The organism is Bacteroides sp. AF25-5LB (assembly GCF_003602965.1).
Lineage (GTDB): Bacteria > Bacteroidota > Bacteroidia > Bacteroidales > Bacteroidaceae > Bacteroides > Bacteroides uniformis.
Window position 1 is genome coordinate 174,877 of the sequence record NZ_QTMC01000004.1, and the last position, 25,375, is coordinate 200,251.

The 25,375-nt window shown below is 52.8% G+C and carries 21 protein-coding genes and 1 riboswitch; of the genes, 5 read left to right on the forward strand and 16 right to left on the reverse strand.

Annotated elements, in window-relative coordinates:
- Position 1 precedes the first annotated feature (1 nt).
- From DWY57_RS06445 to DWY57_RS06475, 7 genes are all read right to left on the reverse strand, one after another.
- On the reverse strand, positions 2 to 1,357 hold the full coding sequence (locus DWY57_RS06445) for a DnaB-like helicase C-terminal domain-containing protein (protein ID WP_004293560.1): 1,356 nt from the start codon (positions 1,355 to 1,357) through the stop codon (positions 2 to 4).
- Positions 1,354 to 1,971 carry a hypothetical protein gene (locus DWY57_RS06450; protein ID WP_008672745.1) on the reverse strand — a complete coding sequence of 206 codons (618 nt, stop codon included), beginning with the start codon at positions 1,969 to 1,971 and terminating at the stop codon, positions 1,354 to 1,356. The genes DWY57_RS06445 and DWY57_RS06450 overlap by 4 nt, the downstream gene beginning before the upstream one ends.
- Entirely contained in the window at positions 1,949 to 2,566 is a 618-nt protein-coding gene (locus DWY57_RS06455) for an RNA polymerase sigma factor (protein WP_008672743.1), read from the reverse strand. Before DWY57_RS06455 ends, DWY57_RS06450 begins: the two co-directional genes overlap by 23 nt.
- Before the next feature lie 129 nt (positions 2,567 to 2,695).
- Positions 2,696 to 3,181 carry a hypothetical protein gene (locus tag DWY57_RS06460; RefSeq protein ID WP_004293563.1) on the reverse strand — a complete coding sequence of 162 codons (486 nt, stop codon included), beginning with the start codon at positions 3,179 to 3,181 and terminating at the stop codon, positions 2,696 to 2,698.
- A complete protein-coding gene (locus DWY57_RS06465) occupies positions 3,156 to 5,480 on the reverse strand; it encodes a hypothetical protein (protein ID WP_004293564.1) in 2,325 nt (774 codons plus the stop codon). The genes DWY57_RS06460 and DWY57_RS06465 overlap by 26 nt, the downstream gene beginning before the upstream one ends.
- A complete protein-coding gene (locus DWY57_RS06470) occupies positions 5,468 to 6,535 on the reverse strand; it encodes a phosphoesterase (RefSeq protein WP_004293565.1) in 1,068 nt (355 codons plus the stop codon). Before DWY57_RS06470 ends, DWY57_RS06465 begins: the two co-directional genes overlap by 13 nt.
- A 74-nt stretch (positions 6,536 to 6,609) precedes the next feature.
- On the reverse strand, positions 6,610 to 7,869 hold the full coding sequence (locus tag DWY57_RS06475; RefSeq protein ID WP_119961480.1) for a hypothetical protein: 1,260 nt from the start codon (positions 7,867 to 7,869) through the stop codon (positions 6,610 to 6,612).
- Positions 7,870 to 7,883: 14 nt separating this feature from the next.
- Here DWY57_RS06475 and DWY57_RS20860 point away from each other — a divergent pair, with 14 nt between their 5' ends.
- On the forward strand, positions 7,884 to 8,042 hold the full coding sequence (locus tag DWY57_RS20860; protein ID WP_008672739.1) for a hypothetical protein: 159 nt from the start codon (positions 7,884 to 7,886) through the stop codon (positions 8,040 to 8,042).
- Positions 8,043 to 8,150: 108 nt separating this feature from the next.
- Here the strand turns inward: DWY57_RS20860 and DWY57_RS06480 are convergent, their stop codons facing one another.
- The gene (locus DWY57_RS06480) at positions 8,151 to 8,645 is read right to left on the reverse strand and encodes a hypothetical protein (RefSeq protein ID WP_017140885.1); all 495 of its coding nucleotides are present in this window, start codon (positions 8,643 to 8,645) and stop codon (positions 8,151 to 8,153) included.
- A 114-nt stretch (positions 8,646 to 8,759) separates the two neighbouring features.
- Positions 8,760 to 10,793: a hypothetical protein gene (locus tag DWY57_RS06485; RefSeq protein WP_240058568.1), complete on the reverse strand. Its 2,034-nt coding sequence runs from the start codon at positions 10,791 to 10,793 to the stop codon at positions 8,760 to 8,762.
- Here DWY57_RS06485 and DWY57_RS21255 point away from each other — a divergent pair.
- Complete coding sequence (locus DWY57_RS21255) at positions 10,761 to 11,396, forward strand: hypothetical protein (protein WP_240058567.1); 636 nt, start codon at positions 10,761 to 10,763, stop codon at positions 11,394 to 11,396. The two genes, DWY57_RS06485 and DWY57_RS21255, sit on opposite strands and share 33 nt — an antisense overlap.
- On the opposite strand, the gene DWY57_RS06490 is transcribed toward DWY57_RS21255, so the two are convergent.
- The 7 genes from DWY57_RS06490 to DWY57_RS06520 all read right to left on the reverse strand — a co-directional run bounded on the left by DWY57_RS06490 (position 11,339) and on the right by DWY57_RS06520 (position 19,935).
- A complete protein-coding gene (locus DWY57_RS06490) occupies positions 11,339 to 11,905 on the reverse strand; it encodes a hypothetical protein (RefSeq protein WP_004293571.1) in 567 nt (188 codons plus the stop codon). The genes DWY57_RS21255 and DWY57_RS06490 overlap by 58 nt on opposite strands.
- A complete protein-coding gene (locus tag DWY57_RS06495; RefSeq protein WP_004293574.1) occupies positions 11,895 to 12,788 on the reverse strand; it encodes a hypothetical protein in 894 nt (297 codons plus the stop codon). The genes DWY57_RS06490 and DWY57_RS06495 overlap by 11 nt, the downstream gene beginning before the upstream one ends.
- Entirely contained in the window at positions 12,785 to 13,717 is a 933-nt protein-coding gene (locus DWY57_RS06500; RefSeq protein ID WP_004293575.1) for a hypothetical protein, read from the reverse strand. The genes DWY57_RS06495 and DWY57_RS06500 overlap by 4 nt, the downstream gene beginning before the upstream one ends.
- Positions 13,710 to 14,387: a hypothetical protein gene (locus DWY57_RS06505; RefSeq protein WP_004293576.1), complete on the reverse strand. Its 678-nt coding sequence runs from the start codon at positions 14,385 to 14,387 to the stop codon at positions 13,710 to 13,712. The genes DWY57_RS06500 and DWY57_RS06505 overlap by 8 nt, the downstream gene beginning before the upstream one ends.
- A 110-nt stretch (positions 14,388 to 14,497) precedes the next feature.
- Positions 14,498 to 14,821: a hypothetical protein gene (locus DWY57_RS06510; RefSeq protein WP_004293577.1), complete on the reverse strand. Its 324-nt coding sequence runs from the start codon at positions 14,819 to 14,821 to the stop codon at positions 14,498 to 14,500.
- A 5-nt stretch (positions 14,822 to 14,826) separates the two neighbouring features.
- On the reverse strand, positions 14,827 to 15,114 hold the full coding sequence (locus tag DWY57_RS06515) for a hypothetical protein (protein WP_004293578.1): 288 nt from the start codon (positions 15,112 to 15,114) through the stop codon (positions 14,827 to 14,829).
- Positions 15,115 to 15,165: 51 nt separating this feature from the next.
- Positions 15,166 to 19,935 carry a hypothetical protein gene (locus DWY57_RS06520; RefSeq protein WP_004293579.1) on the reverse strand — a complete coding sequence of 1,590 codons (4,770 nt, stop codon included), beginning with the start codon at positions 19,933 to 19,935 and terminating at the stop codon, positions 15,166 to 15,168.
- 91 nt (positions 19,936 to 20,026) lie between these two features.
- Positions 20,027 to 20,215: riboswitch (cobalamin riboswitch) on the forward strand.
- Positions 20,216 to 20,371: 156 nt separating this feature from the next.
- Here DWY57_RS06520 and DWY57_RS06525 point away from each other — a divergent pair.
- From DWY57_RS06525 to DWY57_RS06535, 3 genes are read left to right on the forward strand one after another with little or no spacing between them, the layout of a single operon-like run.
- A complete protein-coding gene (locus tag DWY57_RS06525) occupies positions 20,372 to 21,331 on the forward strand; it encodes a DUF4465 domain-containing protein (protein WP_004293580.1) in 960 nt (319 codons plus the stop codon).
- A gap of 53 nt (positions 21,332 to 21,384) precedes the next feature.
- Positions 21,385 to 23,193: a PKD-like domain-containing protein gene (locus tag DWY57_RS06530; RefSeq protein WP_004293581.1), complete on the forward strand. Its 1,809-nt coding sequence runs from the start codon at positions 21,385 to 21,387 to the stop codon at positions 23,191 to 23,193.
- 1 nt (position 23,194) lies between these two features.
- On the forward strand, positions 23,195 to 25,321 hold the full coding sequence (locus tag DWY57_RS06535) for a hypothetical protein (RefSeq protein WP_004303979.1): 2,127 nt from the start codon (positions 23,195 to 23,197) through the stop codon (positions 25,319 to 25,321).
- Positions 25,322 to 25,375 lie beyond the last annotated feature (54 nt).

Sequence of the window (25,375 nt, forward strand, 5' to 3'; positions counted from 1 at the left end):
TTTATTCCCTGTTCAGATTCAGTGTCCTCTGCCCGTCATAGAACACCTCATTGTCGTAGTCGGTGGCAATCCTGATAGTGTCTCCTTTCTTGAAGAACCGGCTTTTGGCCACGTGCAGGCGCATAACGTTCTCCTTTCTTTCAGCCGATGACTGGTTGAGCGAAACAAGGTGCGTGCACGGGCGGGCCAGACCTTTGGCCTCCGAACAGTTGTACTCGGTCAGCACGTTCCGCTCGTCATTCAGCCACTCCCGGTCTTCGATGGTAGACTGGTAAGTCACCACCATCCATACCTTTTCGTCCGCCGCCAGGTCCTTCAGGTCATTAGCCACCGCGATACGCTTCGCCCGTTCATGGTCGGCTCCCCATGAACGGCGGTTGGCATCCGTCAGCAAGTCCATCGAATCCACAATCACGATGTCCGGATTATATCCTTTGAGCTTCCTGTATTCCGAAATGCCGTTCTTGATGTCGAGTGTCGAGACCTGGGCATTGAAACGCGGGTAACTGCGCACCGTGATGCTTCCGGCATACGAGGCGACCAGTTTTTCCAGATGTCTCATCTCCGTATCCGAAATCTTTCCCCGCTCGTAATAGTAGGCGTTCCTGGAAATCAGTCCGCCGGAATAGGCGTTCAACGCCTCTTCTTCCGAACCTTCCAGCTGGAAATGCAGCACATGCAGCCCGTCATCGATGTCCGCCCTGACACCGATCCATTTGGCGATGTGCGACTTTCCCACGCCTGTGCTGGCCAGGAAACAGGTCAGCTGACCTCGCAGGTTACGTCCGGCATTGAGCGCATCCAGATACGGGATGTAGAAGCGGGACACACGAGGGGCGGCCGAGCGTTCCTCTTCCTCCTCGCGCCGGCGGTTCCTCTCGAAACGCTCCTTGAAAGTCGCGGCCACATCGACGAACGAGGAACTCTTCAGCGTGAACCCTGCCAGCCACTCGGCATATTCCCGAAGAGTCTTCTCCGCCTTGTCCTGTTTGTTCTCGTTATACAGTTTCCCGACCTCCGCATAGACCGACTGCAACCGGACCCCCTTGATGTAGGACTCCAGCATGTCGGTCATCACCTCGGCACTCTGTCCCTCGTCATACTCCCGGAAAGTGTCTATCAGCTCGATGGCGTCGTAATCCTCATGGAAGGTCTGTGCCAGCACGGCATACGACGGCGGTGTCTTGTATGTCTTGAAGTGTACGGCTATCGCCTCCTGTACCTGCTGGAACGAACGGTCCGGCAGGTATTCCTTACGCATATGCCGGGCTAGGACAGCACACAACGGTTCCTGTCTGAGCGCCGTGGCATAGAGTTCATACAGGAACTCGGCACTGAGCGGATTGACGGCACTCATGGCTTCGCCTCCTTTTTCCGCCACGCCTCACAGCGGATACGGTACAGTTCCGGATAGCGCGCCTGTGTCCTTCTGCGGCATGGCTCCGCTTTCGCACATTTTGAGCATGACGGGGAGAAAGGCGTCCACATCAGCGTGGAGAGCGCACAGACGAGATATCCCGCTTCGGTGGAGAGCAGTCGCCGCTTGGTCGTCTCCTCGTATTCCGGATAAATAAAACGCCCGAACGGATGGCTGCGGCGGTCTTCCACTGCCCGCGCCAAATCATGCCGTGACAGCCCGAAACTCTTCAGCCACCGGTCCTCCCGGTAGCGGCGTTCCTTTCCCGAGCGGAGATAGCGGCCGATGGCTTTCTTTCCGAATGAATGGGAGACGTTCCATTTCCTGCGATACGCGGTATCATATCCGGAAATGGCATATGTCTGGCAGATACAGAAGTCGGACAGGCGTTCCGCACTGACGGAGACGACCTCCCGGCACAAGCCGTCGAAACACATCCCGAGCTGCCTGTCCGACTTGCCGCCGGTAGGGAACACAAAATCCGCCCACACCGTGGTGCGGACCAGCCGTGTAAAGAGCCTCCGGCATCCGTCAATCCATTCTTTTCTCTCCATCGCGTGTCAATAGTTTGCGCAGCTGCGTCTTGGCTAGGAAGATGCGGCTTTTTACCGTTTCTACGTTCCTGGTCTGCAAAGTACCGTTGTTATAGGTGATTTCCATGATTTCCCCGAGTTTGTAACCAGCCTGCTGCAAGAGCAGGGCTTCCCGGTAAATCGGTTTGAGCCGGTCCAGTGCCCAGAGGATGTCATCGTTATAGAACTCGCGGTAGTTGTCCATCCCCATGCTGTTTCCCGACGGTTCGTCCTCATCCGACAGCGAAGAGGATATTTCCGAAATGTCGATATTGTCGTCCGGGGGCATGCGGTTCCTGTTGCGGTTGTTCAGGTCCGCCACAAGCCGTTTGGTCACGGCATAGATCCAGGTCTTTACCGGACGGGCCGGGTCATAACTGTCCATATACTTGAAGAAGTTGGCCAACGCCTCGAGGTAGTTGTCCTCGATGTCCTCCTGGTTATAGGTATATTTGATACAAATGCTGTATATCAGATTCTTGTGCGGCATCACATATTTTCTGAGAAGTTCCGCCCTCTGTCTCGCGGATTCGTCTTCAGGCTGGAGAACCGCAATAAACACATCTTTCTTTTCCACGTTTCCACTGACTGAAAAGGTTGATAATGAATCTCATGTCCTAATCTGTCAGCTACCGTGAGCGTCAATTGAAAAAACGGGCGGCAGCATTACCGCCGCCCGGAAAAAATCCAAACCGTTGTCGGCTTGTCACAGCCTGTGCCTGCGGATGTAATAGTAGAAGAGGTGGCAGGCATCCGCCGCATTGTCATCCACCGGGACAATACCGTATCTGTCCTTGCAGGCCGCGACCATCTGCGTCTTGGTGGCGTGTCCGTCTCCCGTCGCCCATTTCTTGAGGACAGCCGGGTTGACGAACTCCGGTTCCGGGATATCCAGTTCATCGCACACTTCGAGCAGGATACCCCTGAGTTCCGAGAGCCGCCGCATGTCGTAGAAATGGCGGTTCACGCTCACATCCTCGGCCACGACGCGGCGGATGCCGTAACGACGGAGCAGCGAGAGCAGCGTAGTCCTGAAAGCGCCGTGCATCTTGTTGCCGTTGCGCCGTTTGCTTTCGGTGAAGTTCCATGTCCCGGCCTCATGCAGGGAGAAGTATCCGGTATGCGTGGCGATGTCCAGCGCCAGTACCTGCTCCCGGGTCAGTACGCTATTCTCCGAGTCTCGATTCGCCATTCTCTTTCACGATTACCAGTTTATGCGGATAGCCTTCAGCCACATTCCCGTGCGAGACTACCAGCACGGTACCGCCGAGCGAGTTCAGCGCCTCGAACATGGAGGCCAGCCCCGCTTCATCGACCGCCTCGAGTATCTCGTCCAGCACGAGCAGATCCAGTCCCTTGTCCCCGTCGCAGTTGCTGTTCACGAGTTTCTGCATGGCAAGGATGGTCGCCAAATTCACACGGGCGGCTTCGCCTGCCGAAAACTTGCCGAACGAGCCGCAGTCCATGCCGTCGCGCAGCAGTGAGATGGAGATTTTCTCCCTTACCTTACCACTCTTGAGGACGGTATACCCGTCGAAGCGGATACGGATGTCGCTGCCGATGTCTTGCAGGAACTCGTTGGTGATACGGCTGAGCGCCTCGATTTTCGTGTTGGCCAGATAGGTCTTGAACTGCACGAACCGTTCCCGCTGTATCTCCAGGGCACGGACCCGGGCATCGACGGCCGTCTTGCGCCCTGCCGCCTCGTTGGACTTCCCGCGCGTTTCACGGAGAGTGTCCTTGAGCGATTGTATGAGGTCGGGTGAAGCCGCCTCATCCAGCTCCCGGATCGTGGCCTGCAAAGTGTCGATGGCGCAGGCCGCAGCCTGTATATCTTCCTTGCCTACCCGTATGCCGCGGTTCAGTGCGGCATTGCGCTCGTCTATGAATCCGAACACCTCGTCGAATACCTTGCGGCGGACACCTTCGATTTCACTTTGCAGGGCGGTAATTTCGGAAGCGATGCGTTTATGCCCGCTTTCCACCTCTTCCACGTGGCGGGTGGCATTCCTGATGGCCCGTTCGTGCCCGGCCAGCTGCTCCTCCCATCCGGTGCGTCTGCCTTCCAATATCCGGCGCTCATGGTTCAGCCGGTTCTGCTGCAACTCCACGGCATCCGTCTCCTCCTGCTTCTCATCGATACGGCCGTTGATTTCCGTGAGCTGCCGTTGACGGAGCTTCAGTTCCTTCATGCCGGCCTCGATGTCGAACTGTGGTTCTGCCACCAGAAACTCATGCCCGCAGAAAGGACAGGTGATGGAGCCGGCCAGTTTGTTCGAGAGGCCGTCAATACCGGCAGAAACGATACGCCGTTTATGACGCAGTTCCTCGATGCTGCCGGACAGGTCGCGCAGACGGATGTCGATTTCCCGCAGTCTCTCCGCAGTCGTATCGGACTGATCCCTGTATGCCTCACAGAATGCGGCATACTCCTTCTTGAACTGTTCCCAGCCGTCAGTCCTGTTTTTCAGTTCCTGTTCCGCCTGCTTCAAGACGGCATCGCAATCCTTCAGCCGCTCTGTGGCGGTCTGTAACCGTCCTTTCTTTTCGGCAATGACCTTGTCCCAGTCCGTCTGCCGGGCATCGGGAAAGAGGGACATCATTTCCGCTATCTTTTCCAGACATGCTTCCAATGCGGTATCTCCGGCTTCCAGTTCCTGCAAAGCCTCGTCCGCCCGCTGCACTCCGGCAAGCTGTTCCTCAAGCCTGTCCACGTTCTCGTGCCCGGTACGGATCTGCTCCCTCTTGGCCGCTATGGCCGTTTCCAGTCCCATGATACGTTCCACACGGGTACGCCCCCGCTCGGCTCCGGCTTCCTCCTCCTTGCGTATCTGCTCCTGTAACATCCCGATACGCCCGTCCAACCCGGCCAGTTCCAGTTCCACCTGCCGTTTCTTTTCAGAGAGCGGCACGATGTCTTCCTCCACTTTGGCGATGGCTTCATCCACCAGGATACCGTTGGAAAAGCGGTTGATGACCTCTTTCTTCTCCTTGTCCGATGACGAGAGGAAATCCTCATACCGGTATTTGGAAAGGATGAAATTGTTGAGCAGCTCGTCGCGTGTGATACCCAGTTTGTCAAGAATATACCGGTTATAGGCATCCACCGAAGGCTGTACCGCTTCATCGGTTACCACCTGCTTGCCGCCACGGTAAAGCGTACAGCTGACAGAGGAAGCCCCCTTGCGCGGGATACGGCGGTTGACGAGCAGTTCCTCGGCGGCGGAATCGTTGATGAAACGCAAAGCGATACGGCATTCTTCCGCTGCATCGTTGATAATCTCCTCCGAGCGTATCTTTCTAAGCGGGCTGCCCGTGATACCCACGGCAATGCATTCCAACAGGGCAGACTTGCCGGCCCCGTTCGACTGCTGGGACTCATTGTCCCGGTTATCGCCGAAAATCAATGTCGTCACGCCTTGCCGCAGCATGTAGGACAGCGAACGGAAGGCGCAGAGATTTTCGGCTTCTATCGTCTTTAATTTCCACATGATCTGTTTTCTATTCTAGATAAATACTCCAATCCCATCGACACATCCTCGATCTGTTTCTCCCGGCAGAAGTCCTCGTAGGTTTCCCGGATGCGGCGGCTGTCGAATTTCTCGAAGAGCGAAGAGGATACCGCCTCCGGCAGCTGCTCGTCATCGGCAACCAGTTCTACCTTCGCCGCTCCGGCTTCCAGCAAGGCGGCTTTGTCCACCGATTTCATCGCGGCGGCAGGTGCATGGACACGCACCTTGACCTTGTAGCGACCATCGGCCTCCATTTCACGCAGCTCGTCCATCAGGTGCAACCCGGCACGTTCCGCCGGCATATCCATGACACGGTACCGCATGTTCACGCGGTTCTTGACAAACTCGTACGTGCCGTCCGTATACAGCACCGTGTATCCTTTCTCCTCGTCCTCCCCGAAGTTATGCTGGCGCGAGGAACCGATATATTCGATTCCCGTCCCCGGAATGACGGTACGGTTGTGGTAATGGCCGACAAAGACCTTGTCGAAAGGAGAGAATATCCTGGCAGGCAGTTCCTTTTCCGAAGGCTGTGCCAATGCCCCGTTGATACCCTCATGGATGTAGAGGAAGTGCTCCGGTTCTCCGGAAAGCGCTTCCGCAGCCAATCGTCCGAGCCTTTCGGCAAAAGAGCCGTCTTCCGGAAAATAGCTCATTACATGGAGCGCGAACTTCCATTCCGGGCGGCACAGGGTCAGGTACTCATCCACGACAGTCACATTCGGATGCCGGTCGAAGACATGACAATATCCGCGCAGGGATTCCTGGTTCACCTTGTCGTGGTTCCCTTCCGCCAGCGTGACATGAATGTCATGGTCCGCGGCGGATACAAGCATATCCCTGACGGCCAGCAGGACATCGAGTGTCTGGGCGGCACGGGAAAAGAACAGGTCTCCTCCGACAACCACTTCCCGGATATCCCGTTCCCTGCAAATTCCCATGGCCTCCTGCCAGTTGGCCTGGAATGCAGGGATGTTGTCTTTCGAGATGTGGATGTCATTCAATAACAAAAGGCAGGGTTTGTTCTCTTTCATACTAAGTGATTGTGATTAGGACGGGAGGCCCGGATGCCTCCCGTCGGATTAGAATTCAAGAACTTGTGAAAGGCTTATCTGCGGTGGCGGGGACGCCCGGCACGCTCTTCCGTTTCCTCCGGCTGCTCTTCTTCCTCCCCGGGGACATCCTCCGGTTCGTCACTGGGCTTCGGACCCTCCAACTCGCTTTCGATCAGGTCGAGTAGTTCCCGGTTGCTCGTGGAGCGTGTGACACGCACGGAGAGCCCTTCCTGCTCGATGTAGCCGCGGATCATCGCACGCAGCTCCTGGCCTTCCTCGGTCTTCTCACCGAGTTCCTGCCGCTGAAGCTCGTCATAACGTTCGAAAAGGTCGTCCAGCGAGATGCCTCCGCCTTCACGCCCGTTTTCTCTGTTATCTTTCGTACGGCGGTCGAACGAGAACGCGGATATATCCTCCTTGGGCAGTTCACCGTCCAGCGTGTCGATGACCGTCTTCATTTCATCCGTCTCCATGAGCGACATGCCGTAGATACCGTCGCACTGTTTGAGGAACTCGACGGTGGCTCCCAGATGATAACGGGTGTAGCGGTAGATGATTTCCGGGATACGCGGCGCACCCATCAGGGCGGTCAGCTCCTCCTTGGTCAACGGTACCGGTTCCGATTCGTTGTCAATGGAAATGACATACTCGGTCTTGGCTCCGTTCTTGCGCTTTTCAATCTCCACCGGATAGGCGTCATACACCGAGGAAATCGGGCACGGGTAAGACGGATTCTTGGCCAGTTTCTTGCTCCACAGCTTGAACTTCCTCTCATCCAGATCCTTGAACTGGGCATGGGAAAGGGTCATCATCTGCACGCCTTTGGCTCGTTCACCCAGGTCGAATACATAGAGACAGTGGCCGTAACTGTATTTCAGACCGCCTCCGAACGAGCCCCCGGCAATCTTTTCCGCCAGTTTGTCGTCCCCGTCCTCTTTTGCGGCTTCGACGGCCATGCGGCGGTAAGTCTCGATGGGATCAACGCTATATCCGGCATCGGTAGCGCGGGTGACAGTGACATACATCTTCTGGGGCTTGTTCCCCGTAGCGGGTTTCTCCAGCTCCAGAAGCAGCTGGTGGACGGGATACTCATAGCCCGGACGTGTCGGCGAGCCGTCCGGATTGGGAGCGATGGGCAGGATACGGAGACGGTAAGTCCCGAACTTGTCCATGCGGAAGAACTCCGTACGGGCGAACGCCCTGTTCTCCTCCTGGGCACGCAACTGTGCCTCCTGATAAGATTCCTGAACGCCGAGGAACATTTCCTCGACAGACATGCCTTCCATGCCGTTGTTCTTTTCTTCTTCTTGCATAAACGCTTTGTTTTATGGATTTAAAAATGCCCGAAGAATGCGACACGGTATACCCGCATCGCAAAGAAACTGGTAACAGGACGGACGGGTTCGGTTGCACCGTCCGCGTTCAACTGATAAAATTGGGAGAGGATGTCTCGCTGACCGTATCCCGAAAGAGGATACTCATTTGACAATATGGAAAGGTCTTGCAGCGACCGTGGAATACAAAATTAGGCAAATTACCCGGAACAGCCATACATGTACATGAATGTTTCTCACCGGCATTGTCCTTCAGCGCATTACCGTTTCATTTTAAGAATGCTTTTAATCTCTCCGAGCAGTCTGTCGCCGCCCGGCGCGTTCCGCGCTTCGGCAAGCAGCCTCCTGCGGTTCCGGCGGATATACTCTTCTCTCTTGCGGCGGCATATGCCTTCATAGTAGGCTTTGCGCTCCGGCGTGAGCCGTTTCCCGCGCCGGCAATAGACCCCGTCCCGGCGGTACTCGTCCAGGTAGCGGCGGAACTTCGCCTTGCCGCAGGAAGGGTCTTTCGATGCCTCCGCCACCGACCGTATGACCTGCCAGTCCGGCTCGAAGGGCTGCTGCGTGGCGCATAACCTGCGGAGCAGATGATAGACTACCGGCATCTCATACCGGAGCATGAAGCCTATCCGTGTCTCGTCGAAAGGAAAGCGCTTAAGCGTCCCCTGCGGTCTTCCGTCTTCTCGCTTTCGGGGCTTCTGCTGCCGGGGAGACGGTTTCTTCTGCGGCTGCCGCCTGATTTTCTTCTGTTTCATGATGTTGCGGTTGAATGGTTTGCTGTACGGTTTCACGGACGGGAACGTTCCTGCGCTCCGCAATCCTCCGGCGGCTTTCAATATCGCCGTTTACATTGAGTTTATGTTTCATGACTATACAAAATAGGTGAAGTTGAGTTCTACATTGACATTGTACATACCGCGCTCGTAAAGCTGTATCCTGCGCGAACCGCCGTAGATGGTGAACGAGGAGCCCCGGTTGTACTTGTGGTCATCGTTCCAGTCAGCGGCGCTGCAGCGCACGCTGTATCTCGGGGGCTGTATCTTGTTCGGGATGACGGCAACGATGCCGCCCCAGTTGCTGCCGTCCCTGCGTGCGGTATTGATATACCCCTGTATGGACACGATATTCCCGATCTGGCGGATAAACAGCCCCTGGGTATCTGTTCCCGAGCCGCTGTTCTCCATGTGCATCCATCCCGTATCCGCCAGCAGGGGCTGGTATTCTTCCGCATAGGCGGCTCCGATAGCGCGGCAGGCCTGCCGTTTCGCCTCCGCTGTCGGCAAGGACAGGTCGGAAAGTTTGCCGTCCTTGCGCAGGTAGTCCTTGACGATTTCGTCTTTGGACAGCACGTCCAACTTGTTCCGCAGGAGCTGCCGGGCTTCCATGGGGGATTTTCCTTGCCCGGTCAAAAAGTCGATGTAATCCTGGAACAGGTTTTCAAGCGCGGCGAAGCGGGCGTCCGCCCCGGCCTTGGTATACAGGTTCAGGTTGGTGGCGATGGTATCCTTTTCGGAAGCGTTGTAGCCGCCCATCAGCCGCTCCGCCTTTTTCTTGAGTTCCCTGACAACCTGCGAGGTCATCACGTATCCCTCGACCTGCGCGTGCGAAATGCCGCCTTCATCTATGTAGGCGAACGAACCGGTCTTGATTTCCAGCAGTTTGTCCCTGAGTTCGGGTGTGAAGACAATGCCCTCGTAAGCGGAGTCAGTCCCGAGCTTGCCGTCCATCATCCGGTCTATCTCGGCCGTGGAATAGACTTCGAGGTTCTTGCGTGCCTTGCCCTTGTCCGGAAGGTCGGACAGGTTCGAGGTCTTGGCCAGTTTCAGCTCCCCGGTACCTTTCTTTTCGGCATCGAGGGTATCCCTGACGGCCGCCTGCCGCTTTGCTTTCAGTTCGGCGGCTTCCTCTGCCGTCAGCCCGCTGATCTCGTCCGCCGTCAGGCGCACCAGCTCCTTCAATCCTTCGGAGATTTCCAGAAATACCTCCCCGGCTTCCGCTTTGGAATAGACATCGATATTCTTCCGGGCGGCAGCCTTGTCCATGACATCGGAAAGGTTCCCGTCGGCGGAGAGTTTCATTTTCAAAGCCGCCGCGACGGTTCCCGATGTGACATAACCTTCGCCGCCCTCCGTCAGTTCTCCGGTAGTGATAGCCGCCAGTTTCTTCCTGTATTCGGTCGTGAAGTCTTCGGTAGAGAGCTGTTTGCCTTCTACCACATCCACTTTCTTTCCCATCGCCTCCGTAAAGGCCCTGACGGTCACATAGGTGTCGGACACGGATTTTCCGTTGATTTTAAGCGTACCGAGCACATCCACCGCTCCCAAAGGGGCAAGCACGATGTCGCCCAGAGCGTTCCTCAGCGCAAAACGGAAACTGTCAGCGGTGTCGAAGCCGACGGTGGCGAGCAGCGCGGCGGCACTGTCGCGCCAGGTAATCAGGTTTGTCAGCCTGGCATTGTCTTTCGTATAGGCGGTATTCTGAATATCGATACCCCGTCCGGTGCTTTGCAGGGAGAGCAGTCCGCCGACCTGCAGGGTGGCGGTACGCCCGATGACTTTCAAAACAGGTGTGGTGCAGGCTTTTCCGTCATGCACGGCAAAGTCACGGTATTTTGTTCCGCCGCCCTCCGTGCCGTGGTAATTGATACGGATACAACCCTCATCCGTCACATCCGAGGTGTTATAGATGTCGTATCCCTTGATGCGGACAGCCCCGATCCGGGCGTTTTCATTCAGCGAAGTACCGCAGGATATGCCGTCTTCCGTAACCCTGGCCAGTTCCTTGCCTTGTTTCATGAAACTGAACGTGCCGTCCGTCCGGATGACAATCTCGTTGACAAGCAGACCGTGCAGGTAGGCACCGATGGCGGCATGGCCGTCCGCCTTGACGATGCCTTTGAGCATGTAGCCGTTCCCGCCGCTGACGGAGACGGCGGTCTTGGAGCTGATTTCTTTCTGCCCGGTGAACGTTCCGGCCAGCACCAGATCCTTCTTGACGGTCTGCCGGGCAAAAGGTGTATCGAGCAGGACAGCATAGCGGCCGAAGAACTTGTCGATGAACCGGGGTGCATAGCTCTCCGTCACCTCGATGGCCGCCGGCAGTTTGTCAGTAACCGGATCGACCGTATCCGGGACAGCCTTGGCTCCGGCACAGAGATAACAGGTACGCCCGCGCTTGTTGACCTCATTGGCGTAGACCACCGATTCATGCCGGTTGATTTCGTATATATAATAGGGATAGACAGCATCGGCGCAGCCGTCGAAACGGCGTACCTTTCCGCCGAGCCAGACATAACCCGGGGAGACGCGGGGACCCTCGATCTCGCATCCGGAGATGATGAAGTCCGAGCAGCCGTCAAAAACGGCACTCATGCTGAGAGCCAGTTCCTGCAAGTTCAGGATATCGTCCGAGTAGGTATACCGTCCGCCGGTTTCCGCAATATATTCTTTCATTGTCCTGTATTCTTATTGGGGGTGTATTCGTCTTCGTCGATCTTGATCAGGTAGGTCTTGCCTGCTGTCTTATAGGTGTTCACCACATAGGAAAGCATATAGACCAGTTCCCGCGGAGGTATGGTGACGGGCGGGACGCAGACCATGAAGCTGACCTTGTTGATCAGCTTCTCTTCCGCCAGCAGGTAGAACGGACGGGGGCGTTCCGCCTCATTGTCCGTTGTAACCTGTTCCCCGTTGTACCATACGGTGAAAGGACGCTGGTATTCCGCCCCTTCGTGGTACAGGTCCACACCGACACTCGTGCTGTCCTTGATGAAGATGCGGTCCTTGCCGTCCTTGATGTATTTACCGAACCGGTAGTTCAGGAACCACTCGAAATAGATGACCTGTGAGGTCATGCGCGCCTCGATATGCCGTTCCCGTGCAAACGTACGGAACCGTTCGTTCAGGCTTTGCAAGGGATAGAGGCAGCTCTGCACGAAGAGGATGAACCGCCGTCCCGACAGGTAGTGCGGCACGAGCCGGTTCACCGAACGGTCTATGGGCAGCTTATATCTCATGGTTTTCGACTTTGAGCGTGATGGCTTCCCGGAAGGTCGGCAGTTCCGACTCCTCGTCCTTGCGCGAGGACTCTTTCAGGTAGCCCGAGGCGGTGTATGTCATGCGGCCGACACGTTGCAGGGGCTGGATTTGCCCGTCCGTATCGTGGCAAGCAATAAACACGCCCTGCTCGGGGATTGCCGTCTCGTCGATATAGACGTCTGTAACGTGTTCGGCACGGCGTATGGCATCCGTCAGGCGGGAGACATAGACCGCAGCGTCGAAGTCGATGCCCATAATGTAGTCCCGGATACGGGTCTCGATGCTGTCGTACATCTCCGCCTCGGGAACGGCACCATCGTAGAAGACCGTAAGACGCGGCACCAGCACGTCGCCTTTGGTCGAGATGACCTCGATGCGTGTGCCGGCGAATTTCAGCTTGCCGATATAGGCATTGATGGGCACCAGCTCCTCGGCGGGAATAGCTTCCAGATGTCCTTTCGTGCCGGTAGCGATTTTCAGTACCAGCTTGCTGTCGAGGTTGCTGTCGTCCGTGCTCTCCACATAGGAGACCTGCGTAATGATGCGTTTGGTCTCATCGACCTGGGCATACCCGAAAGCCAGTCCGTCCTCGCGGACGGTCAGCTCGTCGCCCTGCTGGTATTGCAGCAGCGCATTGGCGTAGTAGTCCGGCGTGCCGTTGATCCGGTTGTTGATGGCTTCCGAGATATCCACCGCGAAGACATCAAGCAGCGTCTCGAAACTGTAGATGACAGCGGCTACGGTCCATAGGATACCGTTCATGACAGACAGCTTCGAGTCGCTGGCGAACTCCGTCAGTTCCAGCCGCCGGTTGCGTTCCTGCACGGCTTCATTGTATATCTCCTTAATCGTCCGGCTCATTCCACTGTATAGGTTATATCGTCGATAATGAATTTCCACGCGCCACCCTCATTCCAGGCCTCCTCGTGCAGGATGACCCATACGGCTTCCATGCCCGAGGCGATACGGTAGCGCCCCGTTTCGGTATCCCGGTCCGGCTCCCGATAGGTTCCCGTCGGGGCTGTAGGTAAAATGACCGTGCAATTCCGTCGGTCGCCGTAATGTTCCACAAGGGTTGTCAGGTAATGATCTATGACTGTCGGTTTCAGTCGGGCGGCGGAGAGGTCGAGTGTCATCAGTTCCCGGCATTCGGCAAGCGGTGCAAGATCGGCCAACGCGCAATTCGACAGGTTCAGGCTGTAGGTTCCGGAAAGCAGCCGCAGGCTCTCCAAGGAGAGTGTGGCGTGCGTGAGCGTCAGCTCCTCCACCGGCAGTGTCTGCACCAGTACCAACGACCGCGGTTTGAGCCCGCTCCAGTCGATACTCCGGAAGCAGGCATCGGTAAACCAACGGATACGACGCCTGTCCCTGACTTTGTTGTCGAAGGTATGGGTGAGCAGCTGCGGCGTGTCCGCGAGGAGGACGGTCTCGGTGTCGCTGTTGTCGCCCCAGTCGATTTCCAGCTGTCCCGCACCGGAAACGGCACACTGCACGGTGATGATCCCGGCAGCGAGCGTGAGGACGACAGCAAGCGGCAAGGTGAACGTTTTGGGATAGACATGCCGTTCACCGTTAGCGGGGACGATGCCGTGCAACCCGTTATAGGCGACTACATCGGCGCGGATAACGAAATCGTCCGTGTAGACAAGTTCCCGGCCGGCAGTCAATGTCGTGGCGAAGGAGAGATCGGGGTTGTTGATGAGCAAATCCACGACTCCCTCGATGCTGCCGTACAGGTACAGGGCCACATCGTAGATATTCTGTCCGGCTACGACCCTGTACTTACCCATCGTTCTCCTCCTTTTCCTCGGTTTCTAAAAGCAGCTCTCCCGTGGCAGAATCCATATAGGCATTCTTGATGACGACCTTGTCCGACAGGAATTCCGACTGCAGTTTGGCGGCAAGACCGTTGTTTTCCAGACTCGAATGCAGGTAGTCGACGAGGCCGACACCTGTCGTAGAATGTTGGTAGAGATTTCCGGCTGAAGCTTTCAGCAGAAACGTCTCGTTCTGGGCTTTGGCGGCTCCTATTTCGAAGTCGGTCTCTGAGCCGCTGTACACGGCAAGGTAACCGTCCCGTGACAGCAGGTTGTAGACTCCCTTCTCATTGAGGGAGAAAAATGCGGCCAGGGCGATATCGGCCGTGCCGGCTTCCGTCTCCGCCACGACGGGAAACCAATGTTTGCCCGTCGCAGGATTTCTCAGGTACTCCGTGCCGCCCGAACCGCTTTCCATAACCAGACGGACCGTCAGGCGGCGCATGTCGGGCGTATAGGGAATCCTGACATGGAACCCTTTGCCGTCGTTATACGTGTACACGAAGCCGACGGGGACGGTAATCTCTCCGTAGCGGAAGGTGTCGTTGTCCGCACCCGCGACGGCATCGAGCAGGCGGAAGTCGTAGAAACTCTTGCCGGCGATATTGCCGGAAGTCTCCACCTCACCGTATTCGGCGTCCATTGTTATGTCCTGTCTTGCCATGAACGATACTTCAACAAAAAGCCCGACCATACATCAGAGTACGACCGGGCACTCTTTTCAAAAGAGTAGCGGCAGAAAGAAAGGATGGTTTACTTCTCCTGAATGAAATCGTAGATGCGCGACACGGTAGCCCACATATCGTCCGGAAGCTCCTCGTCCGAGATGCGTTCGCAGGCTTTCCGGAGATACTCCATCTCGTCCCCCGAGAACTCCACGGCAAGCGGTTTCTCCTTCTCCACATCCCATTCGATGCGCTTGTCCTCGGCATTCTCGTGAAGACCGATGGCTTTGCGCTCCTCGTCCGGAATGGCGATCTTGCGCAGAATCTCTTTTTTGAGGTTGAAGTCCTTGAAGTTGCCCCGTGCCGGCAAAAAGGACGGCAGGTAAAGGCGGTCTTTGACTGACAGTTCCATATTATTTATGCATTTTGTACGTTACTCTTTTTTATTTCGTCGATCATGGTATCGAAATCATGAAACAGGGGTGCAAGCGGCTCTCCCATAGGAATGTTGCATGAAATAACGCCTTGTTCCATGTAGATGATACCTATCTGCGGAGCGTTCCCCGAGCCATCCGTATCCTTCTTGCGGATGGAGGCGTGGACGCGGGTCAGCGCGTCATTGACGATGGAATATTCCAACTGGTAGTCGGCATTCTCCGTGCTCTCTTCGGCAACCTTGGTTACCGTTACGTTGGTGATGTTCATAATTCGCTTCTGTTTTTATTAAGTGTAGGGATATTCCCAGCAGAAAAGTTTTTAATAAGAGTGATTTAATATCTGGTAATGGAACGAGGGGTAATTGGCGCACAATACCGTAATGGAGTCTCCCTTGGCTAACGTGTAACTGGCAAGATCCCCGTTGTGGTTACGGATATTGGTGAATACAAGGCTATTCCCCCAGTTGTAGTTGTAAATTAGGGTAAATATGCAGGCGAAGTCCGACGGCAGAGTCGAGTAACCGAACATGGTGGCCACGGACGATGCCGACGGCAGGGTCACGCTGTACTTCTGGTTGGCATAAACGAAAAAGATGTTGAACTGCGAGAAATCGATCGTGTAACCGCTGCCTGTGAAATAGACATTCTTGATCTTGTTGCCGATGCAGGCAGGGGCTATAACAGAGGCATTGGACCATATTCCGTAGTTACGGTTACCGTTTTTGACATCGATATAAAGCCCGTAGTTGTTATTAAAGATGCTGTTCACCTTGTTGTTCACAATACGTCCGGTGGCACATGATCCGCCGGCGGATGCCGGTATGGTGTTGCTGCCGAACAGGACATACGAAATGGTGTCCCCCACGCGGAACAGGTCGTCGTAGATGGCAAGGCCGCCGCCTGAGCCGGTTCCTGTCGCCGTCGAGCCGATGCGCCCCTGACCGATGACGAATCCCCCGATGGTGCCGGCATTGGCGTTGATGGTGCCCGTCATCGTGACATTTCCCGAGGCGTCCCATTTGATATTCTGGTTGGCCAGATAACCCGATCCGTCATTGGCAAAGGAGATTTTCCCGCACCCGAACGTGGCGGAACCGTCCGTGTTCAGCGCCCAATAGTTTACTCCGGTGGAAGGGTTGTCGTGGTAAATATATCCTGAAGCCCCCATAACGATGCGGTGCCCCGAGGCCGGAGCCGAAGCGGTCAGGGCGCTTGTTCCGAGAATCCAGCCGCCGATCTTGCCGCTCACGGCCGTGATACCGTTCCTGTCCAGCGTGACCTTTACGCTATTGTTCGCATCCTTGACGGAGATGCTGCCGTTATAGCTGCTCCCTCCGACAGTCAGGGCGGAATCCACGATAATCTGGTTGGCGCGTACGGTTCCCGTGTAAATGCCGTTGGCATCGATGGTGGTCGTGTATTTCTCCGTGGAGGTAAGGTCGAAGACCGTGGCATAGGCCACATACCAGATGACAGGCGTATCGGAAGTCCCCTGCGTGCCGTCCACGTAGAAGAAATGGGTGCTGGAAAAATCGGCGGTGCCGCACACGACCTTGTAGACGTATTCTTTCCAGTCGCCCGTGCCGGCGTTCGACGTAAGCCACCGGTGCGAACCTCCCGTGCCGACGCTGTTCGTCGCCCAACAGAGATTTCTGCCGGCGGGGATCTTGGCGATAATGCGGGCGACGAGCACCTTGCGGTAACCGCATTTCGCCCCGAAATAGAAGCCTCCGTTGCGAGGGCTGGCACTGCCGCTGGTCTGGATTTTCAGGACATACTTGCTGTCATTGGGTGCCGTGGCATCCTGCTGCCGGGTAACGGTCACCATACCGTTCTGGGAGTTGTTGTAAACCACGACACCGTTGTTTCCGTTCCAGAAAGTCGGGTCGCGGTAGAGCATCTTCCCGAACGCCATGGCCGAAGCGAGTTCCTGCGCCGTCGTGATGCCCGTAGTCCACTGGGCGGATACGGATGCGGCAAAGGTAACCGTGCCGGCGGCATTCCATGAGATATTACCCGAGGCTATGTGCCCAGACCCGTCGTTGTTCAGACTCCATTTCGTGGAGTTGGCGATAGATCCGTCGCTGCCCAGCGAGATGTTGTTTTTCCAGATATGGTTGTGGTCGAAGGCCCACCCCGCGATACGGTTGTATACCTCCTTGCTGCCGCTTTTGGTATAGTTCACCGAGAGGCAGAAGTATTCCAGATTGTCCCATGACATCATCTGAAGACCTATGAATCCGGTCTTGACACTGTTGCCGGATGCCGCCACCTGCCCGAGGACGATATGCCCTGCATTGCTGCTCTGATACCACGTAAGGCATATACCCAGCGGCTTGTAGGCTCCCGTGTACCAGTAACCGCTGCCCGTGGAGGCGGAACGGATTTGCAACGGGATGGCACCCACAGCTCCGACGTTCCCTATGGTCATGTTGTCACTGCCGATGGAGAAACCGCCGATCTTGCCCTTCGTGAACGTGCAGCTGAGACCGTTGATGTAATCGGTATTGATAATGGACGACTTGATACCCACGGCATCGAGTTTCGAGGCGCTGATGCTGCCCGCGGCGATACGGTCTGCCGAAAGTGTTCCCGTCTTGATACTGCCGGCATCGATCGCCACGGCGTTGACCTGCGCCGCGGTAAGGGTGCCCGTGTAAATCCCTGTCGAGCCGATATAGGTCAGCGGGTGCGCCGCAAGCGTGCTGTCCGTGCTTTGCGCCAGAGCAATGAACCGATGGCGGCGGATCTCCTCCTCGACGGCAGCCGTGAGGGTGCGCGGCGCGGGGGCATAGGCTTGTGTGGAACCGCTCTGGAAGATAAGGTCGTTGCCGTAAGCGATTTGCGGAGCTGCCGGAATCGGCGAAGGACTATAACTGCTGCTCTCTATCGGCTGGTCGGAGTAGAGGTGGTACACGGCACCCGTATCGCCGCCGCCACGCAGGAAGACGGCGAACATGCAGTAGTTGCCGCACAGCTGCGCCCCGGCGAACATCCGGCAGTAGGTCTCGGAAAGGTCATAGATATCCCATGAATAGGCAATGCCACCCCAACCGCCGAAGTTGGTTTTGATAAGTACGATCAGACCTCCTTTGTGCGTGGATGTGTTCCACGAGACCGGAGCCTGCTCGGCATATCCCCGACGGACGAGAATGGTACGTTTGATGTTCTGGTCGCCACCTTTGAAAACGACTGGATAATAGGTCGCTTCGTCGCCGTTGATGATGAGTTTCTTGTAATATCGATAGCCGAAGTTCGTAACCTTGGCCGCTTCGATGTCGTTCTTCCATTGCAGCGATACGGAAGCCCCGAACGTAACGTTCCCGGCAGTGTCCCATGCAATGTTGCCCGAGGCGATCTGCCCCGAACCGTCGTTGTTCAGTTTCCATTTCGTGGAGTTGATGATCGAGCCGTCGCTGCCCAGCGACACGTTGCCCTTGCGAATGGAAGTCGTGTCGATCGTCCAGCCGGCTATGCTGTTGCTCGAACCCAGCTGTGCCACGCAGTACCCTGCACTGTCCGTGGTATAGAGCCCGAAGTCCGTGTCGCTGTTGTAGTAGAGCTGCACCCGCTGCCCGCTAGCGACACCCGAATTGGCCCCGTACACCGCGATGCGTCTGTTGCCGCTGTCTATCGAGATATGCGTGGCAGTGAGGGCCGAAGCCCCGATCATCCAGCCGCCGATTTTTCCTTTGGTGAAGGTACAGCTCAGGCCGTTGATATAGTCCGTGTTGATGATGGAGGACCTGATGCTGGCGGCATCGAGCTTCGAGGCCGCTATACTGCCTGCCGCTATGCGGTCGGCGGAGATGGTTCCTGCGGTAATCTGCGAGGCGGTGATACTGCCGGTATAGATTCCGTCGGCCGTGATCTTCGTCAGCTTGGGATAGCCGCTGCCGCCCAAAGCCGTGGTGAGGGAGCCGATAGGTGCCGTCCACAAGGCACTGACCGTCGAGGCGAACGTGACGTTGCCCGAAGCGTCCCACGCGATGTTGCCGCCCGCGACCGCTCCGGCTCCCGAGGCATCCAGCCGCCATTTATAGCCCCGGATACCGTTCGAGCCGAGCGTAATGCTACCTGCGGCAGAGGTGCAGCTCCCCACAGTGTTGTTCTTCGTACCCCGGTAAAGGGAGTCGGCATCCACCGTCCAGCCGCCGATTTTCCCTTTTGTAACGTTCAAGGTCAGAGCTTCGATGTTTCCGGCGGTAATCAAGGAGGCTTTCAACGCCGCCGTGTCGATGCGTGCCGCAGCGATAATCCCCGATGTGATCTGGGAAGCACTGATGGAAATCGTCTTAATCGTATCGGCCGAGAGTGTTCCGGTAAAGACGCCGTCCTTGTCGATGTAGGTCGCACCGACCCAGTTCAGACTCACTCCGCTGCCGAACTCGACCTTGCCTGTCGTGGCGTTATACCTGACATACTGGTCGCCATAACCCAACTGGGCGTTACCGCCGTTATCTACATAGAAGGTTTTGTAGCCATCCCTAAATCCATAGATGCCGTTTACCGCCTCTGCGGCGATCGTTCCCGAGGAGGTCTTCGTATTGAGTGTAAACGAGCCTATGGCTATCCCGGAGACGGTGCCGTCGCTGTTTTTCGTGCCCGCAAAGAGTTTGGGGGTGATGACCGTGTTGCCGTTGATGAGCGTCTTACCCGTATTCCACTCCTTGACCCAGTCGAGCATGTCGGCATCGACCCCGTCCTTGCCCGGGATACCCGCCTTGGCTTTCGACCAGACGAACGACAGATGATAGACAATACCGGAAATTGTCACGGGAATATCTATTGTTCCGTGGTCGGCGAGGGTCGTCGTACCGGCGGTGATAACGTAGGTTAAGGTCTTCGTGCCGTTATTGACGGTAACGGATGAGAATCCCGCCGGCTTACCCACCGCACCGATGGTAAAGGCCGTGAGTTCCTCGTCCCCGCACATCACCCGTACGGTCGAGGTGAGAGTGACGGACGAGAGAATCTTCCCCGTGTCATCCGCGGGGAACACGTATTCACCCAAAGACTGGGTTATGGTATACCCGTCCTTCTGGACATAGATGGTCGCCTGTCCCCGGGCGATGAGAATCTTTGCCATGAAACCTTTTTCTGAAAGTATAGTGCGGAATGATTCCGGCAGGTTGCGGATTTTTTTTCGTGTAAATGATATTATTATAAAAAATATTTGTATTTTTGTAATTGGAAATGGTTCCGGGCGGTTCGCCGCCACGGATGAAAAGGGAATCCGGTGAGAATCCGGGACAGTACCCGTTGCTGTAAGTCCCCTCAAGGTTGCCGCAACCTGCCACTGGTGTAATGCTGGGAAGGCGCGACGACTGGGACGAGTCAGAAGACCTGCCATGACCGGAAAAGGATTTACACCCGCGGGAGAAAATCGGGTTGCGATCAGATACGGAATGCCGTAGGAGTCATTCTCATATTTGAAGACAAACATAATCCCGTTCGTGTAAACCTGCGCGAACGGGATTTTTTGTGTTTGTTAAAAATATGTTTTATTAAAAAACAAGTAAGCTATGAAAAGAAATTTACGCTTTCTGGCGGGAGCTTTCCTGTTGACGGCAACCGCCCTGTTCACCGGCTGTAATTCAGACGATGACTTTTTGATGAATCCTCAAACTGATTCAGTAACTCCCGAAACCCGAGCCAACTTTAATGATGATGGCACTACAACCATTACATTCGATGACTTCGATGAAACATTCATGGCGGTTTCGCCTAAAGCAGAGAACTACTACACGCTTTATGGATATACTGCAGAGAACCAAATCAGGGAAATATACGATCCCGATTTTGTGTTTGTCTCCGACATGAATACTGTAACCAATTCTTATGGAGCGTATACTGAATTTTCCAGTGGTGCCATTGCGTTGTCGAAATACAATTATCGTTCTGATTCTGCTGCCGGCAAGACTTCTGGAACTAATTGGTGGTATACTTGGGAGAATCAATGTAGTGTCTATAATACAGCATCCACAGATGGGGCCAATACAGGGGCAGGTCACAGCGGTTCCAATTTTGCTGTTGTATACGGCTACTCTGATTTCGGAAATACGGAGTGGATGGCCAAACCTGAATTCTATTTTGACTCCCCTCGCAAATTCAAGGGTTTATGGTATTGTAACACAGCATATACCTATGGTGTGATTATAAATGGTAATCAGTTCGGAACATCGGGTGTTGCAACACCGTTGAGTAATCTGAAAGATTCTGACGGCAACAATATAGGATATTTCCAAGTCAACATCGAATGTTATGACGTAGATGGAAATTTGATCACCACTGTATCGAAATTGTTGGCCGACTACCGATATGATAAACCAACAGTGTCCCCCGTAACTACATGGACATATTGGGATATTAATGTAGCGGATGTGCAAAGTGTAAAATTCAATTTTGAAGGATCTGATGTCGATCCTATATATGGACTCAATACTCCGGCGTATCTTTGTATAGACGACGTTACAATAGAATAACAATTTAATATAGTTTGGCATAGAACTGATTTCAGTTCTATGCCTTTTTTATTATGAAGGCTTTCATATTTAGTATTCTTGTACTTTTGTTTTTTATTACAAGCTGTAATAAGAACGATGTAATTACTGAAGAAATAAAACAAGCTCCTATAATTGAACTCGATAGTGAGACTGGCATTTACACTATCAAAGTTGGGCGTGAACTGACAATTGCCCCGACATATAAATATGCGAATAATGCACTTTATGCATGGACAGTAGATGGAAAACTTCTTTCATCTGAATCAATATTGAAGTATACATGGAATCAGGAACAACATCTATATATCAAATTGCGAGTTGATACACCAGAGGGTTATGCGGAAGAAGAGTTAAAAGTAGAAGTATTGGAGTTAACTCCACCTACAATTTCAATCATAATCCCCTCTAAAGGATTAAAAGTGCCTCAAAACACGGATTATATTTTATCTCCAGATATTCAACATGACGATCTTGAAAATTTTAGAATTGAATGGGTACGCGATGGAGAAATCGTCGGAACAGAAAAAGCATATACGTTTCACGAAAAAGAACTCGGTACATATTCGATAACAATCCGGGCATCCAATATAGACGGAGAAACAATCCGTGATTTCGACGTAGAAGTTGTGGAAACAATGCCTTATTCCGTACGGTTTCCGACACCATCCTATACACAAACTTCTACGGATCGTTATACTTTTGCAGGGCGTCCTGTATATTTGCGGCCTTTGCTGGAATATTTCGATTATCCACAGTATCAATGGCAGGTCAATGGAAAAATTATGGAAGCCGCTACCGACAGGGTTTTTAAATTCACGCCGACGACTCCTGGAGAATATTTCGTTGCTGTTACTGTTACAGAAAAAATGCCCAACACACAGCCACTTTCACGTAACATAACACGTAGTAATACTTCAATTACAACGACAGTTAAGGTTATTTGTGAAGAAAAAACGGAACAAGAACGCTATCGGCAAGCGACAGCGACAAGTTCAGGTATTTGGGATAAGGTTTATGAATTCATTCCTGCTCCCGGACAGTTTATTAATGAGTTATCCCAAAATACCGGATTTATAGGAAATGAAACGACGCCCCAACAAGCCATAGAGTATGCAACGAAACGATTGAACAAAAAAGCGCATGTTTCACTGGGATCTTTCGGTGGTTATATCATCATCGGTTTTGACCATAGTATTGCTCCGAGTGGCCGAGAATACGATTTTGCAATACAAGGAAATGCTTTTAACAGTTCGAGCGGTGGCTCAAATGAGCCGGGCATTGTTTGGGTAATGCAAGATATAAATGGCAATGGCCAGCCAGACGATGAATGGTATGAATTAAAAGGATCTGAAACCGGCATCGATGGTACAATACAAGACTACGAAGTAACTTACTATAGACCTGCACCCAGAGCACATACTCCGTGGGTAGATAGTGAAGGTAATTCAGGTTCTGTCGATATGAATGCATACCATGGCCAAGAATATTATTATCCCAATTGGATTAAAGAAGATAGCTATACATTATATGGGACGCGTCTGACTCCTCGCAACAATCAAGATCCCGTTACAGGATATTGGGCGAATAACGCTTATGAGTGGGGGTATGTGGATAATATGGGTTCAGATAATCTGGTAGGAGGAAATGTCATTGATGGTAGCGGTCAGCGCAACGGATTCAAAATAGCCAATGCAATATATCATGACGGGACTCCAGTAAAATTGCAATATATAGACTTTATCAAAGTTCAGTGTGGAGTATTATCGAAAAGTGGTTGGCTTGGAGAGATATCCACAGAAGTATTTTCATTTGAAGACTTATCAATAACTAATAATCAATAATATGAGACAGTTTTGGCTTTTACTATTCATTGCCCCATTTCTTTTTTTATCATGTTCAGAAGATAATCAGACTCCAGAAAGTCCTGCTGATGCCGATGACAATTTTATCACATCAGTCGTGATGACTGTGGCAAGTCAATCCTATACAGCGGAAATAATTGACAATATAATTACCATAACAGTTCCATATACTGTTTCGTTAAATAATGCTCAAGTCGAATTCAAATACACATCCTCGGCAACAATTATTCCCGATCCGGCAAGCATTACTGACTGGGATACGGAACGAACGTTTCGTGTAACCTCTTACAATGGAGAAGCGAATGATTATACATATAAAGTCATTAAAGACGAGATTCGCTATGAAGGGGATGTGGAATTGAAGACAACAGCGGATGTTACGGCTTTCATTGATACGGACGTAACGGTTATCAAAGGTGATTTGATTATCGGGTCGGATGCTGAGGATGCAGAAGAATTGTCGGATATCGCCGCATTAAAAATATTGAAGGAAGTCGAAGGAAACATCATCATTCGGAAAAGTTATGTTGGACAAGATCTTACGGGACTTGATAATATCACTTCAATTGGAGGTTTGCAAATAGGAACTGAAACTGCCTTTGCGACCAACAGTAAATTGCAGATGGTCAGTATGAGATCTTTGCAGCATATTACTGGCGACATCGTTGTCTGCAACAATCAAGTAGCATATGTGCAATTCGACAACCTTGAAACGATTGATGGAAATATAATATTCAGGACTTCATCTCTACAAAGTTTTGAATTCCCTAAATTAACCACTGTCGTAAAGGATTTTGATCTCCAGTGTCTGACAAGTGACGGAGAACCAGGAGGAGAAATCACATCTTTGAGAATTCCTGAATTGACAAAAGTAAACGGTCGCTTAGGGGTTAATAATTTAGGCAAAATGATTTCTTTGGAATTTCCGAAATTACAAGAAGTTGGAAGTGTGGATTTTGCTTCTATACCGATTCCGTTGGAGACCCTTTCATTGCCGGAATTATCGGTAGTAAACGGCGACCTTAATCTCGTTTCCAGTTATATTGCGTCCGATGCTTTTACATCTACGGGAAATAATAAATTACAAGAAATAGATGGACTGTCTAACTTGTCGATTGTTAAAGGCACATTGACAATATCTAAATTCCAAGTCTTGAAAAAATTGCCGGATTGGAGTAAATTAGAACAACTCGGAGGACTGACCTTGCTGCGTTTATTGGAGTGTTCTGATCGAATTTTAGATTTGAGCAAAGTAAATTTTGTACCTTTTGAGGATAACGAACCTTTAATTTCTATTACAGACGGGACTATATTCTCAAAAATTATCACAAAAGAGGATATGTCGCAAGTTAGCATGTTTCTAGCTCCGAGCGGTATTACCGGTTCAAGTGTTGGAATAGATCCAGAATTGAATTTTAAGAGTATTAAGAATTTTAAGTATTCTAGCAATATGACAACAGATCCTGTATTCCAATTTGAACGAGTTTACGGGAATATGGAAATTATAAGAGGTTCAAAAAAAGGCGTTTCAGCCCCTAACTTGGTAAGTGTAGATGGATATTTAAGCATCGAAACTACAATGGCAAACAATATCTCGTTCCCGAAATTGGAAATTGTCGGAGGTCAGTTATGTATTATCGGTAATCTGAACGCTGTTTCTAACTATGATTATGATTTTACGAATTTAAAGTCAGTCGGTTGTTCAAGCAATCCTCAATATATCAAAGAAGGGGTGATTAATAATATTTTATATGGTTCTTTAGATTTTATGGCATCAAATAAAGATTTTACATTTCCGTCATTGGAACATGTCGGGGGTGTTGGTATGACTGTTCGTGCCGTAAAAACTATTTCATGCCCCAAATTGCAGGCCATTGATGGAACACTTTGTGCTGCAAATGCAGCATCGCTTACGACTTTCAATATGCCAACTTTAACAAAACTCTCAGGAGTTCGATTTATCCGGTTGACACGGTTTGTTGATTATACGTTCTTCAAATCTTTTGTAGAAGAAGAGCAAATCAAGAAAGAAGACTGGCTTGTAACCAATTGCGGTTATAACCCCACCTACGAGGATATGCAAGCCGGTCGCTATACCCAGCAGTAACACCCATTATTTTACAAGGGAACAGGGTATTGGCCGAAAGACCGGTACTCTTTC

Bases quoted from the DNA above. Each gene is read 5' to 3' on its own strand.
- DWY57_RS06445 (WP_004293560.1), bottom strand. From the start codon at position 1,357: ATGAGTGCCGTCAATCCGCTCAGTGCCGAGTTCCTGTATGAACTCTAT.
- DWY57_RS06450 (WP_008672745.1), bottom strand. From the start codon at position 1,971: ATGGAGAGAAAAGAATGGATTGACGGATGCCGGAGGCTCTTTACACGG.
- DWY57_RS06460 (WP_004293563.1), bottom strand. From the start codon at position 3,181: ATGGCGAATCGAGACTCGGAGAATAGCGTACTGACCCGGGAGCAGGTA.
- DWY57_RS06465 (WP_004293564.1), bottom strand. From the start codon at position 5,480: ATGTGGAAATTAAAGACGATAGAAGCCGAAAATCTCTGCGCCTTCCGT.
- DWY57_RS06470 (WP_004293565.1), bottom strand. From the start codon at position 6,535: ATGAAAGAGAACAAACCCTGCCTTTTGTTATTGAATGACATCCACATC.
- DWY57_RS06475 (WP_119961480.1), bottom strand. From the start codon at position 7,869: ATGCAAGAAGAAGAAAAGAACAACGGCATGGAAGGCATGTCTGTCGAG.
- DWY57_RS20860 (WP_008672739.1), top strand. From the start codon at position 7,884: ATGGATTTAAAAATGCCCGAAGAATGCGACACGGTATACCCGCATCGC.
- DWY57_RS06480 (WP_017140885.1), bottom strand. From the start codon at position 8,645: ATGAAACAGAAGAAAATCAGGCGGCAGCCGCAGAAGAAACCGTCTCCC.
- DWY57_RS21255 (WP_240058567.1), top strand. From the start codon at position 10,761: ATGGCCGTCCGCCTTGACGATGCCTTTGAGCATGTAGCCGTTCCCGCC.
- DWY57_RS06485 (WP_240058568.1), bottom strand. From the start codon at position 10,793: ATGCTCAAAGGCATCGTCAAGGCGGACGGCCATGCCGCCATCGGTGCC.
- DWY57_RS06490 (WP_004293571.1), bottom strand. From the start codon at position 11,905: ATGAGATATAAGCTGCCCATAGACCGTTCGGTGAACCGGCTCGTGCCG.
- DWY57_RS06495 (WP_004293574.1), bottom strand. From the start codon at position 12,788: ATGAGCCGGACGATTAAGGAGATATACAATGAAGCCGTGCAGGAACGC.
- DWY57_RS06500 (WP_004293575.1), bottom strand. From the start codon at position 13,717: ATGGGTAAGTACAGGGTCGTAGCCGGACAGAATATCTACGATGTGGCC.
- DWY57_RS06505 (WP_004293576.1), bottom strand. From the start codon at position 14,387: ATGGACGCCGAATACGGTGAGGTGGAGACTTCCGGCAATATCGCCGGC.
- DWY57_RS06510 (WP_004293577.1), bottom strand. From the start codon at position 14,821: ATGGAACTGTCAGTCAAAGACCGCCTTTACCTGCCGTCCTTTTTGCCG.
- DWY57_RS06515 (WP_004293578.1), bottom strand. From the start codon at position 15,114: ATGAACATCACCAACGTAACGGTAACCAAGGTTGCCGAAGAGAGCACG.
- DWY57_RS06520 (WP_004293579.1), bottom strand. From the start codon at position 19,935: ATGGCAAAGATTCTCATCGCCCGGGGACAGGCGACCATCTATGTCCAG.
- DWY57_RS06525 (WP_004293580.1), top strand. From the start codon at position 20,372: ATGAAAAGAAATTTACGCTTTCTGGCGGGAGCTTTCCTGTTGACGGCA.
- DWY57_RS06530 (WP_004293581.1), top strand. From the start codon at position 21,385: ATGAAGGCTTTCATATTTAGTATTCTTGTACTTTTGTTTTTTATTACA.
- DWY57_RS06535 (WP_004303979.1), top strand. From the start codon at position 23,195: ATGAGACAGTTTTGGCTTTTACTATTCATTGCCCCATTTCTTTTTTTA.